Annotated in this window: 19 protein-coding genes; 11 read left to right on the plus strand and 8 right to left on the minus strand. The window is 58.8% G+C overall.

Annotated features, from left to right (window positions below; translation table 11 throughout):
- Nucleotides 1-8: 8 nt before the first annotated feature.
- Nucleotides 9-1,343 (plus strand): amidohydrolase, encoded by a 1,335-nt coding sequence (locus tag J3P75_RS19265; RefSeq protein WP_434707834.1) that lies wholly within the window; start codon nucleotides 9-11, stop codon nucleotides 1,341-1,343.
- A 147-nt stretch (nucleotides 1,344-1,490) separates the two neighbouring features.
- Nucleotides 1,491-2,633, plus strand: a complete 1,143-nt coding sequence (locus J3P75_RS19270) for an IS481 family transposase (RefSeq protein ID WP_434707542.1) — start codon at nucleotides 1,491-1,493, stop codon at nucleotides 2,631-2,633.
- A gap of 579 nt (nucleotides 2,634-3,212) precedes the next feature.
- On the opposite strand, the gene J3P75_RS19275 is transcribed toward J3P75_RS19270, so the two are convergent.
- Nucleotides 3,213-3,926, minus strand: a complete 714-nt coding sequence (locus J3P75_RS19275; protein ID WP_093103228.1) for a UTRA domain-containing protein — start codon at nucleotides 3,924-3,926, stop codon at nucleotides 3,213-3,215.
- 351 nt (nucleotides 3,927-4,277) lie between these two features.
- On the opposite strand from J3P75_RS19275, the gene J3P75_RS19280 reads away from it, so the two are divergent.
- From J3P75_RS19280 to J3P75_RS19310, 7 genes are all read left to right on the plus strand, one after another.
- A complete protein-coding gene (locus J3P75_RS19280) occupies nucleotides 4,278-5,345 on the plus strand; it encodes an ABC transporter substrate-binding protein (RefSeq protein WP_434590694.1) in 1,068 nt (355 codons plus the stop codon).
- Between the two features lie 181 nt (nucleotides 5,346-5,526).
- Nucleotides 5,527-6,333 (plus strand): alkaline phosphatase family protein, encoded by an 807-nt coding sequence (locus J3P75_RS19285; RefSeq protein WP_434707835.1) that lies wholly within the window; start codon nucleotides 5,527-5,529, stop codon nucleotides 6,331-6,333.
- A 5-nt stretch (nucleotides 6,334-6,338) separates the two neighbouring features.
- Nucleotides 6,339-7,175 carry an ABC transporter permease gene (locus J3P75_RS19290; protein ID WP_203422054.1) on the plus strand — a complete coding sequence of 279 codons (837 nt, stop codon included), beginning with the start codon at nucleotides 6,339-6,341 and terminating at the stop codon, nucleotides 7,173-7,175.
- Nucleotides 7,162-7,962 carry an ABC transporter permease gene (locus tag J3P75_RS19295; RefSeq protein WP_090282475.1) on the plus strand — a complete coding sequence of 267 codons (801 nt, stop codon included), beginning with the start codon at nucleotides 7,162-7,164 and terminating at the stop codon, nucleotides 7,960-7,962. The genes J3P75_RS19290 and J3P75_RS19295 overlap by 14 nt, the downstream gene beginning before the upstream one ends.
- On the plus strand, nucleotides 7,959-8,948 hold the full coding sequence (locus tag J3P75_RS19300) for an ABC transporter ATP-binding protein (protein ID WP_434707837.1): 990 nt from the start codon (nucleotides 7,959-7,961) through the stop codon (nucleotides 8,946-8,948). Before J3P75_RS19295 ends, J3P75_RS19300 begins: the two co-directional genes overlap by 4 nt.
- Nucleotides 8,949-9,059: 111 nt before the next feature.
- Nucleotides 9,060-9,713 (plus strand): HAD family hydrolase, encoded by a 654-nt coding sequence (locus J3P75_RS19305; RefSeq protein ID WP_434707838.1) that lies wholly within the window; start codon nucleotides 9,060-9,062, stop codon nucleotides 9,711-9,713.
- 281 nt (nucleotides 9,714-9,994) lie between these two features.
- Nucleotides 9,995-11,638 (plus strand): hypothetical protein, encoded by a 1,644-nt coding sequence (locus tag J3P75_RS19310; protein ID WP_434707839.1) that lies wholly within the window; start codon nucleotides 9,995-9,997, stop codon nucleotides 11,636-11,638.
- Between the two features lie 150 nt (nucleotides 11,639-11,788).
- Here the strand turns inward: J3P75_RS19310 and J3P75_RS19315 are convergent, their stop codons facing one another.
- Entirely contained in the window at nucleotides 11,789-12,751 is a 963-nt protein-coding gene (locus tag J3P75_RS19315) for a zinc-binding dehydrogenase (protein WP_434707840.1), read from the minus strand.
- A 138-nt stretch (nucleotides 12,752-12,889) separates the two neighbouring features.
- Here J3P75_RS19315 and J3P75_RS19320 point away from each other — a divergent pair, with 138 nt between their 5' ends.
- Nucleotides 12,890-14,974 (plus strand): carboxy terminal-processing peptidase, encoded by a 2,085-nt coding sequence (locus J3P75_RS19320; RefSeq protein WP_167359888.1) that lies wholly within the window; start codon nucleotides 12,890-12,892, stop codon nucleotides 14,972-14,974.
- A gap of 118 nt (nucleotides 14,975-15,092) precedes the next feature.
- Nucleotides 15,093-16,874, plus strand: a complete 1,782-nt coding sequence (locus J3P75_RS19325; protein WP_434707841.1) for a bifunctional diguanylate cyclase/phosphodiesterase — start codon at nucleotides 15,093-15,095, stop codon at nucleotides 16,872-16,874.
- A 48-nt stretch (nucleotides 16,875-16,922) separates the two neighbouring features.
- Here J3P75_RS19325 and J3P75_RS19330 read toward each other — a convergent pair whose 3' ends face one another.
- The 6 genes from J3P75_RS19330 to J3P75_RS19355 form a co-directional block, all read right to left on the minus strand.
- Nucleotides 16,923-17,285, minus strand: coding sequence for a hypothetical protein (locus J3P75_RS19330; RefSeq protein WP_434707842.1), 363 nt, complete (start codon nucleotides 17,283-17,285; stop codon nucleotides 16,923-16,925).
- Entirely contained in the window at nucleotides 17,285-22,048 is a 4,764-nt protein-coding gene (locus tag J3P75_RS19335) for an RHS repeat-associated core domain-containing protein (RefSeq protein WP_434707843.1), read from the minus strand. Before J3P75_RS19335 ends, J3P75_RS19330 begins: the two co-directional genes overlap by 1 nt.
- Before the next feature lie 239 nt (nucleotides 22,049-22,287).
- Nucleotides 22,288-22,695 carry a sel1 repeat family protein gene (locus tag J3P75_RS19340; RefSeq protein ID WP_434707844.1) on the minus strand — a complete coding sequence of 136 codons (408 nt, stop codon included), beginning with the start codon at nucleotides 22,693-22,695 and terminating at the stop codon, nucleotides 22,288-22,290.
- A complete protein-coding gene (locus J3P75_RS19345) occupies nucleotides 22,696-23,067 on the minus strand; it encodes a hypothetical protein (protein ID WP_007898892.1) in 372 nt (123 codons plus the stop codon).
- Nucleotides 23,064-23,405, minus strand: a complete 342-nt coding sequence (locus J3P75_RS19350) for a helix-turn-helix domain-containing protein (RefSeq protein ID WP_434707845.1) — start codon at nucleotides 23,403-23,405, stop codon at nucleotides 23,064-23,066. The genes J3P75_RS19345 and J3P75_RS19350 overlap by 4 nt, the downstream gene beginning before the upstream one ends.
- 114 nt (nucleotides 23,406-23,519) lie before the next feature.
- Entirely contained in the window at nucleotides 23,520-23,975 is a 456-nt protein-coding gene (locus tag J3P75_RS19355; protein ID WP_434707846.1) for a YkvA family protein, read from the minus strand.
- Nucleotides 23,976-24,045 lie beyond the last annotated feature (70 nt).

Raw genomic sequence — 24,045 nt, forward strand, 5'->3', positions numbered from 1 at the left:
AGAAGCTCATGCACCTGACGCGCATTGCCCAGACTGTCCTGCTCAGCCTGATCGCCAGCCACGCCGGCGCCGCCACCCTCGACAGCAGCCGCCAGCAGATCGCCGAACAGGCGCAAAAGCTCGAGCCCGAACTGCTGGAAACCCGCCGCGACCTGCACGCCCACCCGGAACTCGGCAACAGCGAAAAACGCACCGCCGAGCTGGTCGCGGGGCAGCTCAAAGCCATGGGCCTGGAAGTGAAAACCGGCGTCGCCCGCACCGGCGTGGTCGCCATCCTCAAAGGCGCCCTGCCCGGCCCGACCGTGGCCCTGCGCGCCGACATGGACGCGCTGCCGGTCAAGGAAGTCTCCGACCTGCCGTTCGCCTCGAAAGCCAAAGGCACCTACCTCGACAAGGAAGTCGACGTCATGCACGCCTGCGGCCACGACGCCCACACCGCAATCCTGCTGAGCACGGCGAAAATTCTCAGCGGCATGCGCGACACCCTGCCCGGCACCGTGGTGTTTTATTTCCAGCCCGCCGAAGAAGGCCCAAGCGACTTCATCCCCGACGGCAAAAACACCTGGGGCGCGAAAATGATGGTGCAGGAAGGCGTAATGAAATCACCCAAACCCGACGCGGTGTTCGGCCTGCACGTCTGGGCCGGCGTCCCCGCCGGCCAGATCGCCTACCGCCCCGGCCCGACCCTGGCCAGCTCTGACGACCTGCGCATCCAGATCCTCGGCAAACAAACCCACGCCGGCCGCCCCTGGGACGGCATCGACCCGATCACCGTCAGTGCCCAGACCCTGGTCGGCCTGCAAACCGTGGTCAGCCGCCGCACCGACATCTCCTCTTATCCATCCGTGGTCAGCATCGGCACCATCAACGGCGGCACCCGCTACAACATCATCCCCGAATCCGTCGACATGACCGGCACCATCCGCTCCTACGACTACGGCATCCGCCAGAAACTGCACAAAGACGTCCGTCAGACCATCGAAAAAATCGCCGAAAGCGGCGGCGCAAAAGCCGACGTCACCATCATCGAAAAATACGACCCGACCATCAACAACCCGGCACTCACCGAGAAAATGCTGCCAACCCTGAAATGGGCCGCCAAGAACGACGTCGTCCAAGGGCCGCTGGTGGGCGGCGCGGAAGACTTCTCCTTCTTCGCCAAGGAAGCGCCGGGCTTGTTTGTGTTTCTGGGCGTGACGCCACGAGATCAGGACATGAGCAAAGCCGCGCCGAATCATAATCCTGGGTTCTTTGTTGACGAATCGGCGCTGGTGGTTGGCGTCAGGACACTGGCTTCGCTGGCGACGGATTATCTGTATGCGAATGCCGAGGTGGGCAAATAAGACCGAAGTGACTGAAAACCCCTCAACGTCAAAAGCCCCTCACCCTAGCCCTCTCCCTGTATGTACCGGACACATGGTGGACAGGTGTTCGGAGACATGGTGGACACTTTTTAATAGGCACATTGCTCATCATCAAGGAGATGACCTGTGTCCTGGCAAGAGGCATCCACCATGCAACTTCGTACAGAGTTTGTGCATTTAGCTCGGCAAGAAGGAGCGAATGTTCGGCAGCTTTGCCGTCGATTCAATATCAGCCCAAGTACTGCCTACAAATGGCTCAACAGGTTTGAAATATCAGGTGTAGAGGGGTTGCACGATCAGTCCCGTCGACCGAAAACATCACCGAAACGTTGTGCTGATGAGGTTGAGCAGCGGATTCTGACCATGAGTCAGCGATACGAGGCCTGGGGTGCCCGCAAGCTCAAGCGCGTGCTGGAAGATGAAGGCGCTGTGATGCCCTCTGTCAGCACTGTGCATGCGGTTTTGCAGCGTCATTCGCGTGTTGATCCAAAGGCTACCGAGATCAAACCATTTATCCGCTTTGAGCACGAAGCGCCTAACGATCTATGGCAGATCGACTTCAAGGGACATTTCAGTCTGAGCCACGGACGCTGCCATCCATTCACAATACTGGACGACCACTCACGCTTTTCGCTATGCATTGCCGCATGTGCCAATGAACAGCGCCAAACTGTACAAGACCATCTAATCCGGACGTTTCGACGCTACGGCCTGCCGTTGCGCATGACGATGGACAACGGCTCGCCATGGGGCGATCAGACTGGCGTTTATACTGCGCTGGAAGTCTGGCTGATGAGCCAGGGCATTAAGGTCGGTCACTCCCGGCCTTATCATCCTCAGACTCAGGGAAAACTGGAGCGCTTCCACCGCAGCCTGAAAAATGAAGTCCTGCAAGGCCGGTTTTTCACCGATCTCGACGACGCACAACGGGCGTTTGATACCTGGCGCGACATCTACAACCAAAAACGCCCTCATCAGGCGCTGGGCATGGCGGTGCCGGCGGCTCGTTACAGTGGCAGCCCAAGGGAATATCAGGAGCGACCGGCGGAACCGGAGTACAGCGACGCGGATGTGGTCAGGAAGGTACAGGTGGGAGGCGAAATCTTTTGGAGGAATCGGGAATACAAGATTGGAAAGGCTTTTTATGGCAGGTGCATAGCGATCAGGGAGACGACGGAGGACGGCATCCACGATGTCTACTGGAGTAGACATCGTGTCGCTCGAATCGACTTGAACTTGCAGGTCGTGACGGCAGGTAAGAAGATCTAAAACCGTCCACCATGTCTCCGAACATGTGTCCACCATGTCTCCGGTACATACACTCCCGGAGGGAGAGGGGACTGATCGTGGCGGATGCGAGAGCTGCGCCGACATGACCTACCGAGTTGTACGCAAATATCGAAGCCAACACAGATCGGCTCCCTCTCCAGGGGGAGAGGGCTGGGGTGAGGGGCGAGTCCGCCACAAATCCCAAGCCAACCACCCGCTCCTAACCACTCATTACAATGAGCGCCAGCTCGAGTGCCCTTGATCTTGATCTTGCCTAACCAGCGACATCGGAAGGCTGAGTGGAGGGATTGATCCGGGCGTGGGAGCGCAGCGACCGTCTGGCGCAGCCAGACACAGCGGACGTAGGTGCAGCGAAGCAACCGCTGCGCCCGGATCGATCCCGGAGCGAAGGGACCCGAGCCTGCGAGGGCCGAACGCAGGAGCAAAGCCTTTTGGTTCCTTTTTGGCGTCTGAAAAAGGGACTCGCCGTAAGGGCGAAACCGCCAGAAGCAACACCCGAAGCAACGGATAAACCCCCAAAAACACCCAAAGCCTGGTCGGCCCAGAGGCCGCCAAGGATCAAACCACATCAACCCCAACATGAATCGCATCATGCCGCCAAAACTCCAGATCACAATCAATCAACCGCTCATGCTGATCATAATTGACCCGAGCAATCCGCAACCCCGGACTCCCCACCGAAACCCTTAAAGCGGCCGCCGCATCCACCGACAACGACGTCGGCACAATCTCAAAACGCACCCGCCCGTAGTGCAAATCAAAATGCCGCGCATACAACTCGGTCATCGACTGATTCAAATCAAACTCGAGAATCCCCGGAAAAAACTGCGGATTCAGATAATGCTCCACGTACAACACCAACCGCCCGTCAATGCGCCGCGAGCGGCAAATCTGAATCACGCTCGACAGCGCCGGCAACTGCAACCACGCACACACCGCCGCCGACGCCGGCTGCAAACGCGCCGAAATCACCTCGGTCGACGCCACCCGCCCCTGCGCACTGACCATCGCGTGAAAGTGACTGCGCTGCATCAGGTTGTACGCCAGACGTGGCGGCGACACGAACCAGCCACGGCGCTCCTCGCGATAAATCTGTCCCTGCGCTTCCAGCTGCAACAACGCCTCGCGCACGGTAATCCGCGTCGTGCCGAACAACTCGCTGAGCTTGCGCTCGGCCGGCAACTTGCTGCCCGCCGCCAGCAAGCCGTGATCGAGCTGCTCCTGCAACACCTGGCCAATCGCTGTCACCGCTTTTGTTGCCTCATCACGCATCAACGTTACCTATCTGGACTAGACCAGCACTGTTTCGGGGCAAGAGCGCACGGCCTACGAGTCGTTTGCTGATGTTGCAAGCCTAGGCAGTGCAGATGACCGACAGATGACAAAACTGCTCAACGGTCGTCCTCATGACTTGCAATACATCGGCCAAGTCCCTTGCGTACCGGGGCTCGGGGCTTGGTCTACGCTTACCGGACGCCCGCCAATACCAGGCACAGAAACGGCCGGACAAACCGCCGTCGACATTAAAGTGTCATCCAGCCCGCTTAAATTGGCTCAGGTATTGCTGACCTAGACCAACACCAACCGCAATCGCAGCGTTGAACACGACCAAGGAGCTTCGGAATGAAACAGCTTTTCCTGGCAACACTGTTAGGCTCGACCATTGCACTGTGCACCTCCGCCATGGCGGCCGGCACCGATCTTAAAACCCTCGAAGCCGCTGCCAAAGCGGAAGGCGCCGTCAACAGCGTCGGCATGCCGGATGACTGGGCCAACTGGAAAGGCACCTGGGAAGACCTGGCCAAGACCTATGGCCTGAAACACATCGACACCGACATGAGCTCGGCGCAGGAAATCGCCAAGTTCGCCGCCGAGAAAGACAACGCCACCGCCGACATCGGCGACGTCGGTGCGGCCTTCGGCCCGATCGCGGTCAAGCAGGGCGTGGTGCAACCGTACAAGCCAAGCACCTGGGATCAGGTCCCGGACTGGGCCAAGGACAAGGACGGCAACTGGGCGCTGGCCTACACCGGCACCATCGCCTTCATCGTCAACAAGAAACTGCTGCACGGCTCTGAAGTGCCGACCAAATGGGCTGACCTGAAAAGCGGCAAATACAAGGTGTCCATCGGTGACGTGAGCACCGCCGCGCAAGCGGCCAATGGCGTACTCGCCGCTGCACTGGCCAACGGTGGCGACGAGAAGAACATCAAACCGGCCCTGCTGCTGTTCGCTGACATCGCCAAACAAGGTCGCCTGTCGATGGCCAACCCGACCATCGCCACCATGGAGAAAGGCGAGATCGAAGTCGGTGTGGTCTGGGACTTCAACGGCCTGAGCTACAAGGCCAAGATGGCCAACCCGGATGATTACGTGGTGCTGATCCCGTCCGACGGCTCGGTGATTTCCGGCTACACCACGATCATCAACAAGTACGCGAAAAACCCCAACGCCGCCAAGCTGACCCGCGAATACATCTTCAGCGACGCCGGCCAGACCAACCTCGCCCGCGGCAACGCCCGTCCGATCCGTGCCGAACACCTGCAACTGCCGGAAGACGTCAAAGCCAAACTGCTGCCGAACGAGCAGTACAAAAAGGTCACCCCGATCAAGGACGCCGATGCCTGGGAAAAGACCTCCAAAGGCCTGCCACAGGTGTGGAACGAGGAAGTCATCGTAGAGATGAAGTAAGGCGACTGATCACCATCGCGTGATCTGCTGAAGATCCAAATGTGGGAGCGAGCCTGCTCGCGAAGGCGTCATGTCAGTCGACATCAATGGTGAATGAACCACCGCTTTCGCGAGCAGGCTCGCTCCCACAGGAGATTGAGTTGATTTCGGAACATTTGAATTTCGCGGAGTTCTTGCCCCTATGAAGCACAACGTCATCCTTGTCGTGCTCGACGGCCTCAACTACGAGGTCGCGCGTCACGCCATGGGGCATCTGCAGGCTTATGTTGGCGCAGGACGCGCCGCGCTCTATCGACTGGAGTGCGAACTGCCGGCCCTGTCCCGACCGCTTTATGAATGCATTCTCACCGGCGTGCCGCCGATCGACAGCGGCATCGTCCACAACAACGTCTCGCGCCTGTCCAGCCAGCGCAGCATTTATCACTACGCACGCGATGCCGGGCTGAAAACCGCGGCGGCGGCCTATCACTGGGTCAGCGAGCTGTACAACCGCTCACCTTTCGTGGCGGCGCGTGACCGGCACACAGACGATCCGTCCCTGCCGATCCAGCACGGGCACTTCTACTGGAACGACCACTACCCGGATTCGCACCTGTTCGCCGACGCGGAAAACCTGCGCCTGCGCCACGCGCCGAACTTCCTGCTGGTCCATCCGATGAACATCGACGATGCCGGCCACAAGCACGGCCTCGACAGCTCGCAATATCGCAACAGCGCACGCTCCGCCGACATCGTTCTCGCCGATTACCTGCAGGGCTGGCTCGACGCCGGCTATCAAGTGCTGGTAACCGCCGACCACGGCATGAACAACGACCGCTCGCACAACGGCCTGCTGCCGGAAGAACGCCAGGTGCCGCTGTTCGTCCTCGGCGATGCCTTCAGCCTGAACGTGAACGCTGCCCCCAGACAGACCGAAATCTGCGGCACCGTCTGCGAACTGCTCGGCGTGCCCCACAATAAACCTGTGTGCCGGGAGCTGCTCAAGTGAACGCCATGACTCGCGGCAAATGGCTGGCGGCGCTGTGTCTGGTGCCGTTCGCGCTGTTCTTCATCGTCTTCGAAATCGCCCCGCTTGTCTGGGTGATGATCAACAGCCTGCAATCGGAAGAGTCCGGCTGGGGCTTGGCCAATTTCAGCAAGATCTTCGCATCGAAATTCTATCGGCAGGCGATCCAGTACAGTCTTGAGATCAGTTTCTGGTCGAGTGTGTTCGGCATCCTGATCGCCGTCCTCGGTGCGTATTCGCTGCGTCGGGTCGACTCGAAACTGCGCAACTTCGTCAACGCCTTCGCCAACATGACCAGCAACTTCGCCGGCGTGCCGCTGGCGTTCGCGTTCATCATCCTGCTCGGTTTCAACGGCAGCATCACGATCATGTTGAAACAGTCGGGGATCATTCAGGACTTCAACCTGTACTCGAAAACCGGCCTGATCATTCTCTACACCTACTTCCAGATTCCCCTCGGCGTGCTGCTGCTTTACCCGGCCTTCGACGCGCTGCGTGAAGATTGGCGCGAATCCGCCGCGCTGCTGGGTGCCAATGGCTGGCAGTTCTGGCGGCACATCGGTTTGCCGGTGCTGACGCCAGCGCTGCTCGGCACGTTCGTGATCCTGCTGGCCAATGCCCTCGGCGCTTATGCCACGGTGTATGCGTTGACCACCGGCAACTTCAACGTGCTGCCGATCCGCATCGCGGCAATGGTTTCCGGGGACATCTCTCTCGACCCGAACCTGGCCAGCGCGCTGGCCGTGGTGCTGGTGGCGCTGATGACCATCGTCACCGTCGTGCATCAACTGCTGTTGAAGAGGAGCTACCATGTCTCGCGCTGAATCCGGCCCGGCCGGTCTCTACCACCGCGTCGTGGTTTACCTGTTGTTCGCGATCCTCTTGCTGCCACTGGCCGGCACTCTGGTGTACTCGATCGCCAGCAGTTGGTCGGCGACCATTCTGCCCAGCGGCTTTACCTTCAAGTGGTACATCCAGTTGTGGAGCGATCCGCGTTTCCTGCACGCCTTCGGCCAGTCGTTGCTGGTGTGCGTCGGCGCGCTGGTGCTGTCGGTGGTGCTGATCCTGCCGCTGCTGTTCGTGGTGCATTACCACTTCCCGAAACTCGATGCGCTGATGAACATCCTCATCCTGCTGCCCTTCGCGGTGCCGCCGGTTGTGTCCTCGGTGGGCCTGTTGCAGCTTTACGGTTCCGGGCCGATGGCGATGGTCGGCACGCCGTGGATTCTGATCGGCTGCTACTTCACCGTGGCGCTGCCGTTCATGTACCGGGCGATCACCAACAACCTGCAAGCGATCAACCTGCGCGACCTGATGGACGCTGCGCAACTGCTCGGCGCCAGTACCTTTCAGGCAGCCATTCTGGTGGTGCTGCCGAACCTGCGCAAAGGCCTGATGGTCGCGTTGCTGCTGTCGTTCTCGTTCCTGTTCGGTGAGTTCGTCTTCGCCAACATCCTCGTCGGCACCCGCTACGAAACCTTGCAGGTTTACCTGAACAACATGCGCAACAGCAGCGGCCACTTCACCAGTGCGCTGGTGATCTCGTATTTCCTTTTCGTGCTGGTCCTGACCTGGATCGCCAACACCTTGAACAAGGACAAAAGCGAATGAGCTATGTCAGCGTCCAACATCTGCAGAAAAACTACGCTGGCACCACGGTGTTCAGCGACATCAATTGCGAGATCAACAAGGGTGAGTTCGTCACCCTGCTCGGCCCGTCCGGTTGCGGCAAGTCGACCCTGTTACGCTGCATCGCCGGGCTGACGCCGGTAGATGGCGGGCAGATCCTTCTCGACGGCGTCGACATCGTGCCATTGAGCCCGCAGAAGCGCGGCATCGGCATGGTGTTCCAGAGCTATGCCCTGTTTCCCAACATGACCGTCGAGCAGAACGTCGCCTTTGGTTTACGCATGCAGAAGGTCAATAGCGACGACAGTCATAAACGTGTTTCGCAGGTGTTGAAACTGGTTGAACTGCACGACTTTTCCAGCCGCTACCCGCATCAGCTGTCCGGCGGTCAATGCCAGCGCGTCGCCCTCGCCCGCTCGTTGGTTACACGTCCGCGTTTGCTGCTGCTCGATGAGCCGTTGTCGGCCCTCGATGCACGGATTCGCAAACACCTGCGCGAACAGATCCGACAGATCCAGCGCGAACTCGGCCTGACCACAATTTTCGTCACCCACGATCAGGAAGAAGCGCTGACCATGTCTGATCGAATCTTCCTGATGAATCAGGGCAAGATCGTCCAGAGCGGCGACGCTGAAACCCTCTACACCGCCCCGGTCGACGTGTTCGCCGCCGGCTTCATCGGCAATTACAACCTGCTCGACGCCGAGGCCGCCTCGAAGCTGCTGCAACGGCCGATCCATCACCGCATCGCGATCCGCCCGGAAGCCATCGAACTGAGCCTCAACGGCGAACCCGACGCACAGATCCGCAGCCATAGCCTGCTGGGCAATGTCATTCGCTATCGCGTCGAAGCGCGCGGCGTGGAGTTGGTGGTGGATGTGCTCAACCGCTCGGCGGCCGATCTGCTTCCCGATGGTCAGCGCCTGGCACTTTCCATCAATCCGACGGCCCTGTGTGAAGTAGCTTAGGAGCAGCTGCAAGCTTCGAGCTACAAGCTTCAAGCTGTAGACTGCCGTGTATCTGATTTTAATTCTTGCAGCTCAGCGCTCGTAGCTTGCAGCTGTTCTCGGAGAGAACTGATGGCCCTGGCGATTTTTGATCTGGACGAAACGTTGATTCACGGCGACTGCTCCTCGCTCTGGAGCGAGCAAATGGTCCGCCTCGGCTGGGTCGATGGCGAATCGTTCATGCAGCGTGACAAGGAATTGATGGACGCCTACGGCCGCGGCCACCTGGCGATGGAAGACTACATGGCCTTCAGCCTTGAACCGCTGATCGGCCGCACGCCGGCAGAAATCGAGCATCTGGTTGGCCCGTGGGTGGAAGATTTCATCGAACCGATCATCTTCAGCGACGCGACCAAAACCATCGCCGCACACCGCCAGGCCGGCGACCGCATTCTGGTGATCTCGGCGTCGGGTACGCACCTGGTCAAGCCGATCGCCGAACGCCTGGGCATCGATGAGGTGCTGGCTATTGAACTGGACGTAGCCCATGGCGTTTACAGCGGCAAGACCGTCGGCACCCTGACCTATCGCGAAGGCAAGATCACCCGCCTGCTGGAATGGCTGGATGCCGAGGAAGAAAATCTGGAAGGCGCGAGTTTTTATTCCGACTCGCGTAATGATCTGCCGTTGTTGCTGAAGGTGGATTTCCCGCATGTGGTCAATCCGGACCCGGTATTAAAGATCCATGCCGAGCAGGCGAAGTGGCCCATCCATAACTGGAAATAGAGAGTGGGCGTCGACAAAAAGAAAAGCGAGTCTGCTCATGCTCAATCGATCGTGATAGTTCATTAGAATGCCATGGTCCGCCACGGATAATTGCACCACCCTGATCGGGCGGGCCATGTCAGCAACCGACAGCTCGCTTCAGACCGAGCCTTCGATTGACTCCGTACAGTTCCGATGAACGGTGCGTTTCATTACCCAAAACTGTTATTTCTTACAGTAGACGCATTGCTTGCTTGATAGGTTAATGACTCCCGTCCTATTCGATTCACGACGGAGCCATCATGAGAACGGATATAGTGCAATGGGTCTGCCATAAAAGCGGTGAGGCTTGTCTCGCGACGTTTGCACTCGTTGCATTATTTAGCTGTGCAACTCACCTTCCGTTGCCGCCACCCAATATCCAAGAGTCAAATATTCTCGAGGATTACGGTGAGAGTACAGCCAGAAATCTGACTGAGGCTTACCTGAATACCGCCACCAATTGCGGGACGCCCACCTCTCCAGCCTTCCTCTGCTCAGGTGTCACGCTGCGGGTAACTAAAACCAGCCCCAATTACGATCCGTGGGATCATAGCGATTTTTCAAGAACTACCGGCGCAGTCTCCTTTTCCTATTTAAGGGCTGACGCAAAATTTCCTCGCATGTCCTGGTATGGAGTTAATGGTTTAATTTTCTATCCTTACTTGAACGCTCCTGCGGAAAAAACACAGCCTGAGATAGTTTGTTTCTTCCCCCTCGACGGCGATACTTTTTATCGAAACGCGGCAACCCAATACGGCTGTAGAGATAGCATTCTCCCTCCACGCGTTTTCAGCGACAGCATTCCTTGTCGAGAGCAACACATCACTACCGCAGAGCAGTGGGTGAACCATTATCGACTGGAAAACACCTATAAGACCGCGCACTCCTGTTCTTTTATAGTAACGAAAGATCTGGGTACCGAAGCGGTACAAGCCTTCAATGAAGCCATCCGGGTAAGCAAGGTGATCCCCACCGAGGCCTTCCAGGATCATAACGAGTTGCGGATCAAAACCTGGCCTGAAGGGAATCCAGGGGCATTGCCGATTCAAGCGTTCTTTTATATGGATGATGGCTTGGGAAATGCCCGAATTGATCAACGTAAATACTACGATCGAACTAACGGCTTGGTGGTTCCTATTATCCGTATGACATTACCAGGCTCCGCTTCGCAGAATGCGACATTCACCTATAACGCGGCCGACCAGGCTGTGCTGCCTTCAGAAAAAAAAGTCAAACCCGGTATTCCGAAAGCGTACAACACGGAGGGAGACCGTTTGAGAATGAGCGATATTTTTTACGACACACATCTGTACGTGGAAATACCTCATTATCAGGGGATGCATGCTACCGACACCATCAGAGTACGCTGGCAAGGTCGGGTCAATCACAACAGTGAAATCATTACGGTTGGAGATCCCCCCGGGAAAAGATTGATCGCAATACCCCGCATGGAAGTCATCGATAATATCGGGCGCACTGTCGTTGTCGGTTATTCGGTCAAGGCTAAAGGCAACGGTGAAACGGTTGAGTCTGAAAGACTCAGTCTGAATATTGATCCACAAGCGGTTCATCCATTAACAGCACCCATTTACTCGGCTTCAAAAGTAACTGTGGGGTATATAGGTCAGACTGGCTACTCTGTCGTAGTTCGTTGGGCAGGGGTAGCAAACCATGACACTGAAGCTCAGAACGTAATCGCCGGTCAAGCTAATGTATTTGATATTCCCGCCGCCTGGATAAGCGAAAACCGGGGAAAAACTGTTTTCATCAATTACTCCATATTGCGCAACAATGGCGGTGAGCAACGTATGTTCTCAGAAGTGCTTCGAGTAGAAGTTACTCCTGCAGGTCTGGTGAGGGTTTCACCATCCACTGAGTCTCCGCTTGCAGGCTCACGAACCTGACCACAGTAAAAACTCAGCCAAATAACGGTGCCCCTACAGTAGGCACCGTTTTGCTTGATTTACCGCGGCTTATGAAAAGCCATCTTTGCCCGTGAAATATGGCGGGTCGAGGCTGTACGGAGCAAACGCGCAGCAAGCCCGCAATACACTTCAGCTCAAGCTTTCATCAATCACCAACACCACTTTCCCCGCCACCGTATTGCTCGCCAACTCGGCAAACGCCGCCTCGGCATCCTTCACCGCAAACGCCTTGGCCAATTGCGGACGCAACCGCCCTTCAGCAAACAACGGCCAAACTTGCTGACCGAGATCACTGAGCAAATCCGCCTTGAACTGATCACTGCGGCTGCGCAATGTCGAACCGAGCAGTTGCACGCGCTTGGCCAACACCTGCGCCAGATCCAGTTTCGCCTCACGGCCACCCATCAGACCGATCAGCACCCAACGCCCTTCCAGCGCCATCAGTTGCAGATTCAGCGCCGAATAATCGCCGCCAACCGGATCGAGGATCACATCGAACGGGCCGAAATCGCGCAGGCTTTGCAGATCGTCAGTGCGCAGCACACCGCCTTGCGCGCCCAACGACTCACAGTATTTCAGACGTTCGGCCGAACCGACGCTGACCCAGCACGGGTTACCAAACGCCTTGCACAGCTGAATGGCGGCTGAACCGATTCCACTGGCGCCGGCATGCAGGAGAACTTTCTCACCGGGTTTGAGCGCCGCAAGTTGAAACACATTCAGCCAGACTGTTGCATAAACCTCAGGCAATGCGGCGGCCTCGATCAGCGAAACACCCTCGGGAACCGGCAGCACGTGCCGCCCATCGACAACCACCTCTTCAGCCATGCCGCCCCCGGCCAGTAAGGCGCACACCCGATCGCCAACCTGCCACGCGCTGCCCGCGCCGACCTCGCTGATGACCCCGGAACACTCTAGACCGAGCACTTGGCTGGCACCCGGCGGAGCCGGATACAGGCCCGCTTTCTGTAATAAATCGGCGCGATTGAGGCCGGCTGCCGCCACCCGAATACGGACTTGTCCTACATCGCACGTAGGACTCGGCTCTTCAACCCATGCCACTTGACCGTCAACGCCTTGCAATGCCTTCACAGTGCCTCCATAGTGAGTCTGGACTGAGCCCGAAGCTGTAGCGCCGGGCTTTTTGCATTATGCGACCGGCTCTCGTAGAACCGGCGACTTCAAAGACGGCCTAATATGCGTTATCAATTGTCCCCGCGTCGAATCAGCATGAAGCATCTGCTCCCCAGCACCGCCCTCGCTCTTTTCATCGGTATCGGTCTGTTGCCGGTGTCGGGCACTACATTCGCAGCCAACAGCTGGGACAAGTTGCAGCCTGATCGCGATGAAGTCATCGCCAGCCTGAACGTCGTCGAGTTGCTCAAGCGTCACCACTACAGCAAGCCGCCGCTCGACGATGCGCGCTCGGTGATCATCTACGACAGCTACCTCAAGCTGCTGGATCCGTCGCGCAGCTATTTCATGTCCAGCGACATCGCTGAATTCGACAAGTGGAAGACCCAGTTCGACGACTTCCTCAAGAGCGGCGACCTCAACGCCGGGTTCACCATCTACAAGCGCTATCTGGACCGCGTCAAGGCGCGTCTGGACTTCGCCCTTGCCGAGCTGAACAAAGGCGTCGACAAGATGGACTTCACCACCAGGGAGACCTTGCTAATCGATCGCAAGGACGCGCCTTGGCTCAAATCCACCGCTGAACTCGACGACCTCTGGCGCAAACGCGTCAAGGACGAAGTGCTGCGGATGAAGATCGCCGGCAAAGAGCCCAAGCAGATCCAGGAAACCCTGACCAAGCGCTACAAGAACCAGTTGGCGCGCCTGGACCAGACCCGTCCCGAAGACATCTTCCAGGCGTACATCAATACCTTCGCCATGTCCTACGATCCGCACACCAACTATCTGTCGCCGGATAACGCGGAGAACTTCGACATCAACATGAGCCTGTCCCTCGAGGGCATCGGTGCGGTGTTGCAGAGCGATAACGATCAGGTGAAAGTCGTGCGCCTGGTGCCGGCAGGCCCGGCCGACAAGACCAAGCAAGTGGCTCCGGCGGACAAGATCATCGGTGTTGCCCAGGGCAATAAAGAGATGGTCGACGTGGTCGGCTGGCGTCTGGACGAAGTGGTCAAGCTGATCCGCGGGCCGAAAGGCACCGTGGTGCGCCTTGAAGTGATTCCGGCGAGCAATGCGCCCAACGACCAGACCACCAAGATCGTGCCGATCACCCGTGAAGCGGTGAAGCTCGAAGACCAGGCCGTGAAGAAGTCGGTGCTGAACCTGAAACAGGACGGCAAGGACTACAAGCTCGGCGTGATCGAAATTCCGGCCTTCTACCTCGACTTCAAGGCGTTCCGTGCCGGTGACCCGGATTACAAGAGCACCACGCGCGACGTGAAGAAGCTGCTGACCGAACTGCAGAAGGACAAAGTCGACGGCGTGGTCATCGACCTGCGCAACAACGGCGGCGGTTCCCTGCAGGAAGCCACCGAGCTGACCAGCCTGTTCATCGACAAGGGCCCGACCGTTCTTGTGCGTAACGCCGATGGCCGCGTCGACGTGCTGGAAGATGAAAACCCGGGCGCGTTCTACAAAGGGCCGATGGCGTTGCTGGTCAACCGCTTGTCCGCCTCGGCTTCGGAGATCTTCGCCGGCGCCATGCAGGACTACCACCGTGCGCTAATCATCGGCGGCCAGACCTTCGGTAAAGGCACGGTGCAGACCATTCAGCCGCTGAACCATGGCGAACTGAAACTGACCCTGGCCAAGTTCTACCGGGTTTCCGGGCAGAGCACCCAGCATCAGGGCGTGCTGCCGGATATCGACTATCCGTCGCTGATCGACACCAAGGAAATCGGCGAGAGCGCCCTGCCGGAAGCCATGCCGTGGGACACCATCCGCGCCGCGATCAAACCAGCGGCCGATCCGTTCAAGCCGTACCTGGCTCAGCTCAAGTCCGAACATGACACGCGCACCGCCAAGGATGCCGAGTTCGTATTCATCCGCGACAAGCTGGCACTGGCCCAAAAGCTGATGGAAGAAAAAACTGTCAGCCTCAACGAAGCCGAGCGTCGTGCCCAGCACGCCGACATCGACGCCAAACAGCTGACGATGGAAAACCTGCGTCGTAAGGCCAAAGGCGAAGAACCGCTCAAAGAGCTGAAGAAAGAAGACGAGGACGCACTGGCGGCAGCCGATCCGGACAAAGTCAAACCGGAAGACGATGCCTACCTGAGCGAAACCGGGCGCGTACTGCTCGATTACCTGAAGCTGAGCAATCAGGTGGCCAAGAAGTAAGTGATGGCAAATTAATGCTGACGATCCCTGGATCGTCATCAAACAGTCATCATTCTGTCGTGCAATAAAGGACCGAGAGCTCACGCTCCCGGTCCTTTTTTTATCGCCAGAGACTGCCATGACCACGACCGAACAGCTGAGCGCGTTGAGCTCGATCCTGACTCAAAGCGGTTTGCACAGCCTGTTCCAGCCGATCATCAGCCTCTCCGAGCGACGCATCCTCGGTTACGAAGCGCTGACTCGCGGCCCGTCCAACAGCCCTCTGCACTCACCGATCGCCCTGTTCGCCGTGGCGCGTCAGGCCGGCCGTCTGAGTGAGCTGGAGATTGCCTGTCGAGAATCTGCCTGCCGGCGTTTCAACGAGCAGAAGCTTCCGGGCAAACTGTTTCTCAACGTCTCGCCGGAATCTCTCCTCGAAGCGGCGCATCAGCCGGGACGAACCTTGCAGTTGCTGCAGGACTTCGGCATTCCGCCCAGTCAGGTGGTCATCGAACTGACCGAACAGACGCCCATCGACGATTTCCAGTTGCTGCAAACCGCCCTGCATCATTACCGGGCCATGGGTTTTTCCATTGCGCTGGATGACCTTGGTGCCGGGTATTCGAGCCTGCGCCTGTGGTCAGAACTGCGTCCGGATTACGTGAAGATCGACCGGCATTTCATCGATGGCATTCATCAGGATGCGTTGAAGCGCGAGTTTGTCGGCTCGATCCTGCAAATCGCCAAAGCCTCGCGCGCACAAGTGATCGCCGAAGGCATCGAACTGCCAGAAGAACTCGCCGTGCTGACTGAAATGGGCGTCGATCTGGTGCAAGGCTATTTGCTCGGTCGCCCCCAGGAACACCCATCACGCGACCCGCGCGCGCTAATGCCGAAACACGACAGCAGCGCCGTAGCGCTGAACGACGAAGGCAGCGACCTCAGCGCCCTGCTCAACGAGCAACCGGCGGTGCACCACGACACACCCACCGCCACCGTACTCGAAGCGTTCCGCCGCCAGGCCAACCTCAACTCACTGGCGGTACTCGACGAACAGGGCCAACCGGCTGGCATTGTCCATCGTCATTCGCTGTCCGACGCCCTGCTCAAACCCTTCGCCACCGATCTGTTCGCACGCAAACCGATCAGCCGGCTTATGAGCGACGACTTCCTCGCCGTGGAAATGAGCCAGTCGCTGCAACAAGTCAGCCGCCTGATCACCAGCCGCGCCCGCCAGCGCATCGAAGAAGATTTCATCATCACCCTCAACGGCAGCTACCTCGGCCTCGGCCGGGTCATCGACGTGCTCAAACTGATCACCGAACTGAAAATCCAGCAGGCCCGCTACGCCAATCCGCTGACCTTGCTGCCCGGCAACGTACCGATCCAGCAATGCCTGACCCGCTTGCTGCAGCAGGGCCGCGAGTCGATTATCTGCTACGTCGACATCGACAGCTTCAAACCCTTCAACGACATCTACGGTTACGGCCGGGGTGACGAAGTCCTGCTGTGCCTCGCCCAATGCCTCAACGAACGCGTCGACCCCACCCGCGACTTCGTCGGCCACATCGGCGGCGACGACTTCCTCCTCGTCCTCGGCCCGGAAGACTGGCGCAAACGCCTCAATCAACTGCTTGATGATTTTCAGAGCCAGTGCCGCCGGTTCTACCGGCCTGAGCATCTTGAGGCGGGGTGTTTCGTCGCGCCGAATCGCCAGGGTGTGCGGCAGGAGTTTGCGTTGTTGTCGCTGTCCATTGGCGTGGTGCACCTACACCCCGAGGCCTGCGCGCAGCTGGATGCGAGCCAGCTGGCGGAGATGGCTTCGCAGGCGAAGCATCATGCGAAGAATGTTCCGGGGTATAGCGTGCATGTGCTCGGCGATTTAGCGCCCACACCCCGGACGACGCAACTAGTTAGTTAAGACCACGAGAGAGGCCGCCCTAATAGCACAAAAAGCCAGACTGGAATTTCATTGTCCGAGGTCTTTTTTTTCATTTCGATATCTCGTCAAACACCTTAACAAAACCCCCATAAAGCGCGGCCTTTCGGCAACTTCTTGACCGAAATAAGTCGTCATACGATTGAATACGAGGTCAAAATTGTCATTCGTCATCAAAAAATGATCGACTGTTCCTATGAGAGATTCTTGCTCTGTATCTGTGTACTCATAAAACTCAGGCTTTAACAAAGTATCGAATAACTCCGTCAACTGCTGCGAATCATTGACGTCTTTTTCAGCTATCAATCGCTCTCGCTCTATGTCGTGAGTATTTTCAATATCGAATACAAACAGTAAATTTTTTATGTCCACAATCTCATATATTTTTTTCATCAATCAAAATCCGCGTACGAAGTTACGGTGTCGCCATTTGCTTTGAGAATAACTACAGCTTTCTTTTGCTGCCCATAAACCCCGTCCCTCGTATAACCTTCGCCAATGATCTTCCCCATATCCATCGGCCTTCTCGACGTTTGCAGATCGGTCCTTCGGAGTATCAGCTTGGCTCTGTAGATAGCATTTAGCTGGTCTCTATGGCTGAGAAAATGAGTGGCCGCGCTAGGGATTTTAGGTTCTCCATGGTTTGGTCCGCCGTAGTAGGTCTCTACTATCCCAGTTGTCGGATTTTTCCCTGTCATAATTCGTTCAAATTGAGATCGTAGAGTTGTTTGAGCTCCGTGCTTCTCTACAAAGTGAGCGCCTTGTGTTGACCTCTCCATCTCACCCAAACGCCGATAAGCGTTTGCCTCCGCCAACTCATCAATCCTCGCCCTCCGCTCCTGCGCCGTCATCTTCGGCAGCGCTGGCTCACCCTCATCAACCTTAGCGCCACCAGTCCCACCCGGCACTTCGCAACCCGGCTTCTTCGGCGGCGGGCAGTTGGAGTTCAACCCCAACGGATCCACCCACCCCGTCGGATTCGGCACGTACTGGTATTGATTCAACCCACCCGCCAGCTTCACCGGATCGGGCGTCAGATAGCGCCCCAGCCGCGGGTCGTAATACCGGTGCCGGTTGTAGTGCAATCCGCTTTCGGCATCGAAGTACTGCCCCTGAAAACGCAGCGGCTGGTTCAGGTAATCGTCGCCGGCGAGGGTCAGTGCGGCGGTTTTTCCGTAGGCGTCGTACTGCGCGGACCAGACGATGTCGCCGCCGTAGTCGGTGAGTTCCTGCGGGGTGCCGAGGTGGTCGAGTTGGTAGTAGAACGGGCAGGCTTTTTTCGGGCCTTTGCCGTCGAGCAGCGCGAGCGGGCGGAAAGTGCCGGGTTCGTAGACGTAGCTGCGGTATTCGTTTTCGCTGCTTTCGGCGACGATCTGCTCGCCTTGCCAGAAAAATTCGGTGGTCTGGCCGTCGACGGTTTTGCGGATGCGCCGGCCGAAGGCGTCGTATTGGTAAGTGGCGGTTTGGCCATCGGGGCGGGTCAGGCCGATCAGGCGGTGCTGGCTGTCGTAGCGGTATTCGGTGACGAGTGTCTGTTCTTTGCCGCGGCGTTCGCGGATCAGGTTGCCGAAGGCGTCGTAGTCGTAATGCCGGTCGCCTTGCATCAGCAGGCGATTGCCCTGAATGCGGCTCGGGCCGGGGCGGTCCTGCATGAGCAGGTTTCCGGCCGGGTCGTGGGCGAAGGATTCCGGCAGTTCGTCGCGCGAATGGCGGACGCGAATCAGCCGGTCGAGGGCGTCGTAGCCGTAGGTGCGTTGGCCGTGGCGGCTGTCGGCGATGTGCGCGAGGTTGCCGTTGGCGCTGTAGGCATAATCGCGGCGGTAGAGCGAATCGCGCTGATGGCCTACGGCGTGAGCCAGTAATCTTCCCTGTTCGTCGTAGGCATATTCGCTGAGCAGCAGGCCTTGCTGGCGCTGCACTTCGCGGCCGAACTGGTAGACGTGGCGAGTCAGCGGTGTGCCGTTGAGGTCGATCGCGCTCAGAGCGCCGCCCTTGGCGTAGTGGTAATCGAGCTTGCTGTTGTCCGGCAGGCGCAGGCGTTTGAGCTGGCCGCAGGCGTCGTAGGCGTAACGCAGGGTGCCCCAGCCCTGATGCTCGGTGACCAGCCGATCCTGGCGGTCGTATTCGAAGGCCAGCGGGTGGTTGTGACCGTCATCGACGGCGATCAGACGGCCGAGACGGTCGTAGGCATATTCAACCTTGATGCCATCGGGCAGGGTCTTGACCAGCAAGCGTCCGGCCGCATCGCGCTTATAGGTGGTGACCAGCTGCGAGCCGTCATCGCCAAACTCGGTCTTCTCCAGCAGATGCCCGTTCAGGTCGTAGGCATACGCCGTGCGTCGTCCGTCGAAGCCGGTTTCCTGTCGGATCAATCCGGTCGGCGTGTAGTCCAGCCGGTATTTTTCTCCCGACTCGTTTTCAATCTCGGTGAGCAGCAGTTGCGCATGGTCATAGCGGTACTGCACCTGTGTGCCGTCGGGGTTGATCCGCCGTGAAACCAGGTGCAGGTCATCGTCGTACTCGTAACGGGTAATGCGTCCGAGCTCGTCGCGCTCGGCGGTGACCTGGCCGTAGGCGCGGTAGCTGTAGGCGCGGGTATTGCCGGTAGGAGACGTCGTCTGGATCAGTCGGCCAACGGCGTCCCACTGCTGGCGGGTGACGGCGCCGTGTTCGTCGGCGGTGGTCGTCCTTCGTCCTAACGCGTCGTAGGAAAAACGTCGCACACCGCCATCGGGCAGGGTTTCTTCGGTCAACTGGCCGAGCGGATTCCACACCAGCTTATGGCGGCTGCTGTCCGGGTAGCGGATCGACAGCAGTTGCCCGCGCACGTTGTAGTAGTAATGAGTGACCTGACCGTCAGGATCGACCGCTTCAGTGACGTCGCCCTCGGCGTTGCGCCGATAAATCCACACCGCATCGCCGCGGGTGCGCCGGTAGAGGAAACCGTTGCGATACTCGTAGGACGTTGGCGCGTCGTCCGGCGGAATCAGCGCGATCAGCCGTCCGACTTCGTCGTAGCGGTATTCGGTGACGGCGCCGAGAGGGTCCTGCTCGGCGATCAACCGGCCGGCCGCGTCATAGGCCTTGAGGTGTTCGCCGCCGTCCGCCTCGACCTTGCGCACCAGCCGCGCGCGCTCGTCGTGGACGTAGGTTTCTTCGGTGCCGTCGACGTATTGCACCGCGACGCTGCCGTCGTCGGCCCAGACGTAGCGGGTGTTCATTTGCGAGAACGAGGCCCAGTGGCGGACGCAGCGTGCAGCCTTGCCGGAGCGCTCCCACTCCCAGAAAAAACTCGCGCCACCGGCCAGTTGCCGCTGCAGGATGACGTGAGCGTCGTCGTAGTCGTAACGCTCGCTGTCGCCGACCGCGTTGGTGGCTTCGATCAGATTTTGATAAGCGTCGAAGCGGTAGCTGACCAGCGTTTGTTCGATGTGCCAGGCGCCCTCACGAAACACCTGATAATCCACGCTAACCAGTTGCGCCCGGTCATAACGCAACAGCAGCGAACGCCCGGCGCCGTTGTCTAGGCGCTGAATGCGGTCGGAGCGGTCACGTTGCAGGGTCAGACGATTGCCGTAGACATCGCTGATCGCGGTCAGCCGCCCGGCACGAAAGTGATAAAACCGCGCCGCTTCCCCGGCCAGCGCCAGAATCAGCTCTTCCGGTTCATCGCCCAGAAAAATCGCCGCCCGCGACAGACTGTTGTGAATCGCCGGCCGGGTCGCACTGGGCAACGGAAACCGCGTACGCCGGTTTTCATGGTCAACCCAGACAACAAACTCACCCTCAAACTCCAGCCGATGCGCCAGCGAATGGCTCCAGCCAAACCCCAGGCCAATGTCGATCTCGACCGCGCTTGAGCGATACAAACGCCTGAACTCGAACGGCAGCACACCATCCAGCACCGCATCGGTCAGGGTCAGCAGCTCTTCGCCGGTAACCATCGACACCGGACATCCATTGGTGCAGGTCAGCCGCACGCAATCGGCGCTGTCGCCGTTGGGGTTTTTCGCCTGGTCGGGGGAGTCGTCGTGAGGTTCGTCTTTCTTCAGCGTAGTGTTGCGCTTGGCATCCCAGCGCAATTGCATCCGGCCTTTTTTCACCCCGGCAGCGATACCGCGAGCGGCGACACGCTTGTAGCGGTCGACATAACCAATGAAGGTGCTGACGATGCCGAAAATGGCCTGGACCAGACGCTTCACCGCCGCGAGCAATTGCACGGCGCGGTCGGCCAGACGCAGGGTCAGATAGGCAATGCCCGCGCCCCCACTGGCGAACGTAAGGACCACGCCAATCAGCACATCGATGAGCAATTGCACCATCATCATTGATGCGGCTTCGGCGGTTTTGCTGGCGATCTCACCGGGCGGCAACATCTCCAGCCAAAGGCTGGCCGTGCGCAGCAACAAACACAGCGCCGCTTCGTCACTGACCAGCAACTGCAGCTTTTCCATCAGCTCAGGTGCCGTCGTGGCCAGTTCCATCAACTCGGTCGCGCCGCTGCCCAGTCGCTCAACAAACGCGCCGGGGTCCCGCAAGATGTCAGAGAGCAGGCCGATGCTGTCCCAGACACCCTCGATCGCCGCCCAACTGCCGGCCAGCAGGCCGTTGCCGGCTGCCGTCGCCACGGACTGCGACCACTGTGGCCTGAAGCCTTGCCATTCGCTGCGCAGCCAGCCGTCCAGTTCGCGGGTCAAGCCGTCATAGGCTTTGAAAAGATCTTCGACCTGAGCCGGCGTGACCTCGCTGTGCACTTGCACCCGGTAGAACTTGCCCGGCGTGCCTTCGAACGAACCCTTGCCTTGTGCGTCAAGGGTCACGGGCGTCGCTTTGCCACCGTCCATGGCAATTACATCAACTTGAATATTGCCGAGCGCAATGTCGTAGACCGACTCGAACTTGCTCTCGATCTGCATCAACCCGCCCTGCGGACACTGCACGACGCCCGAGAAAAACTGGTCATCGGTGCTGCTGACGGCGGTACTGTGTTCGCCGAAGCGAATGACCCGCTCCATGCCCATCAGCGAGGGCAGGTCCGCCGCATGGCTGACAGAGTCCGCGCTACGACTGGCCCAATGCTCAAGTTGCTGGCGGTAGAGACTGAGGGTGCCGGGAAAGCTGTCGAGTGCTTGCTCGATGCGGTGGATGGCGTCCATCAGCGCACGCGCAGGTGCGAAGTGGATGGGTTCAGCGGGTCAAACATGAGCGTTCCCTCGCGCAAAAAGTTAGGCGCGGGAACTGTGCGTGGGATCAATCAGGAAAGAAGTCAGGCAAGTAGGCGATGCCTGTAGGACTTGTCTGTAATAAATTGCCTACAGATAAACAGGTGCGCGAAAACGCAAACATGGCCTGAGGAAAACCTCACGCCATGTTTATAGGACCGACATAACTGGATTTACTGCGTTGAATCGCCGCGGCTCAGTTCTTTCAATTTGAGCTCAGCCAAAGGGTGCCCGGCCTTGGCCGCGATGCCCCACCAGCGCGCAGCTTCGGCAGCGTCCGGCGCCTTGCTCGGTGTGCCGGCGAGGCTGATCACGCCGAGCTGATAAGCCGCTTTGCCGTCACCACCGAGCGCTGCCAGACGCAACAAGCGCACGCCCTCTTCGCGCGCGCCCAGGCCAACGCCGCGAAAGGTCAGGATGTGCCCGTAAAAGCTTTGCGCACCGACATCGCCAAGGTTGGCCATGCGCGCAAACTGGCCTTCAAGCCAATGCCAGCCGCGTGGTTGGCGCACCAGCCACGGCCAATGAAACAGCCGGCGGGCCAGCCAGTAACCGGCCCGCGCCTTGAGGCGCAAAAACACTCAGGCCTCCGCCGATTCCGGGTACTCGTACTCAAAGACACGCACCACTTCCGAGGCATGCCAGGAGGCGGCGGCGACGCCATCGGACGGACCGGAGAAGCGCCCGAGACGTTCAACGCATTCAAAAAAACCGGTGCGTGGCAAACGGCTTGCGCCCTGGCTGATCACCAGCGAACTGCGCAGTGGTTGTTCAGCCCTGGCGTCCAGCGCCGCCAGATGCTCAAGCGCGGCAGTCAGGGTTTGCATGGCCGGTGTCGGCAGTTGCAAACGCTCAAGTAAGGCCCGGTAAGTCAGCAGATGGCGCTGACGTCGCGCCTGATCCAGTTCCCCCAGCAGTCCGTCCCAATGTTGTCGGCTGATGCGTACGCTCACGATTCTCCCCTCCACCCTGGCACCGTCAATTCCCAGGCCAGGCTGCGGCGAATCGCGGCGTCGGGCTGACGCTCGCCACTTTCGATCATGGCCAGATAAGACGGGCTGATGCCTACCGTGCGGGCCAGCGCCTCGATGGCGATGCCCTTCCCTTCGCGCAAACTGCGTAGTTGATCCAGACCCGGAAGAATCGGATCTGCCGTGGCCGCGAGCGGCGTGGCTGCCGCGCGCTTTGGTGTTTCATCGATGCCTGCTGCTTTCAGTAGAGCCTGATACTGAGCCCACGGCAGAACCGCGTATTCGGGTTCGCCATCGCGTGCAATGATCTGAATATCCATGACTACCCCGTAGGACAACAACACTTAGCGAGTCGGCACTTTTCCCTAGAAGTGTAATCCTAACAGCGGCCAAGGTCGCGGGGGGGGATTTATCTGAAGGCGGGGCTGCACAATTCAGGGCTTTTTCGGCCTTTGCAGTTGCAGTTGTTCAGGAGTGTCAGGCAAGCGTTCGACCACGGCGAGTTTTTCCGGCGCCTGGCGGTTGCGCCACTGGCGAAAGGCATCGAGCTCACCGCTGAGGGTTTTCATCAGCCAGGCAAGGACGGCGACGTCGTCGAGCATGCCGAACATGGGGATGAAATCCGGCACCGCATCCACCGGGCTGAGGAAGTACATCAAACCCGCCACCACCGAAATCAGCGCTTTGCCGCTGATGGCTCGGTACTCGCCGCGCCAGTAGGCCAGGCACAAGGCCTGAAGCAGGCGCAGATCGTCTTTGAGTCTACCGAGGCGATTGCCTTGTGCGGCGCCTTTGCTGGCGACTGCGAACAACAAGGTTGGCAAACGACCACGGGCCAGCAGACGGCCGGCCAAGGGCAGGAATCGAGCGAAATTCCACGGAGCTTTCATCTATTCCTCCCACTGAAATGTTATCCACACAAATTGTGGATAACCTTGTGAACAGAGCTGCATTTCAGCG

The organism is Pseudomonas sp. R1-1 (assembly GCF_051132135.1).
Taxonomy (GTDB): domain Bacteria; phylum Pseudomonadota; class Gammaproteobacteria; order Pseudomonadales; family Pseudomonadaceae; genus Aquipseudomonas.

Excerpts from the sequence above, each read along its gene's own strand:
- J3P75_RS19305 (WP_434707838.1), top strand. The coding sequence starts at position 9,060 with ATGGCCCTGGCGATTTTTGATCTGGACGAAACGTTGATTCACGGCGAC.
- J3P75_RS19280 (WP_434590694.1), top strand. The coding sequence starts at position 4,278 with ATGAAACAGCTTTTCCTGGCAACACTGTTAGGCTCGACCATTGCACTG.
- J3P75_RS19295 (WP_090282475.1), top strand. The coding sequence starts at position 7,162 with ATGTCTCGCGCTGAATCCGGCCCGGCCGGTCTCTACCACCGCGTCGTG.
- J3P75_RS19330 (WP_434707842.1), bottom strand. The coding sequence starts at position 17,285 with ATGAAAAAAATATATGAGATTGTGGACATAAAAAATTTACTGTTTGTA.
- J3P75_RS19285 (WP_434707835.1), top strand. The coding sequence starts at position 5,527 with ATGAAGCACAACGTCATCCTTGTCGTGCTCGACGGCCTCAACTACGAG.
- J3P75_RS19300 (WP_434707837.1), top strand. The coding sequence starts at position 7,959 with ATGAGCTATGTCAGCGTCCAACATCTGCAGAAAAACTACGCTGGCACC.
- J3P75_RS19290 (WP_203422054.1), top strand. The coding sequence starts at position 6,339 with ATGACTCGCGGCAAATGGCTGGCGGCGCTGTGTCTGGTGCCGTTCGCG.
- J3P75_RS19265 (WP_434707834.1), top strand. The coding sequence starts at position 9 with ATGCACCTGACGCGCATTGCCCAGACTGTCCTGCTCAGCCTGATCGCC.
- J3P75_RS19335 (WP_434707843.1), bottom strand. The coding sequence starts at position 22,048 with ATGGACGCCATCCACCGCATCGAGCAAGCACTCGACAGCTTTCCCGGC.
- J3P75_RS19325 (WP_434707841.1), top strand. The coding sequence starts at position 15,093 with ATGACCACGACCGAACAGCTGAGCGCGTTGAGCTCGATCCTGACTCAA.
- J3P75_RS19275 (WP_093103228.1), bottom strand. The coding sequence starts at position 3,926 with ATGCGTGATGAGGCAACAAAAGCGGTGACAGCGATTGGCCAGGTGTTG.
- J3P75_RS19350 (WP_434707845.1), bottom strand. The coding sequence starts at position 23,405 with ATGGATATTCAGATCATTGCACGCGATGGCGAACCCGAATACGCGGTT.
- J3P75_RS19355 (WP_434707846.1), bottom strand. The coding sequence starts at position 23,975 with ATGAAAGCTCCGTGGAATTTCGCTCGATTCCTGCCCTTGGCCGGCCGT.
- J3P75_RS19320 (WP_167359888.1), top strand. The coding sequence starts at position 12,890 with ATGAAGCATCTGCTCCCCAGCACCGCCCTCGCTCTTTTCATCGGTATC.
- J3P75_RS19310 (WP_434707839.1), top strand. The coding sequence starts at position 9,995 with ATGAGAACGGATATAGTGCAATGGGTCTGCCATAAAAGCGGTGAGGCT.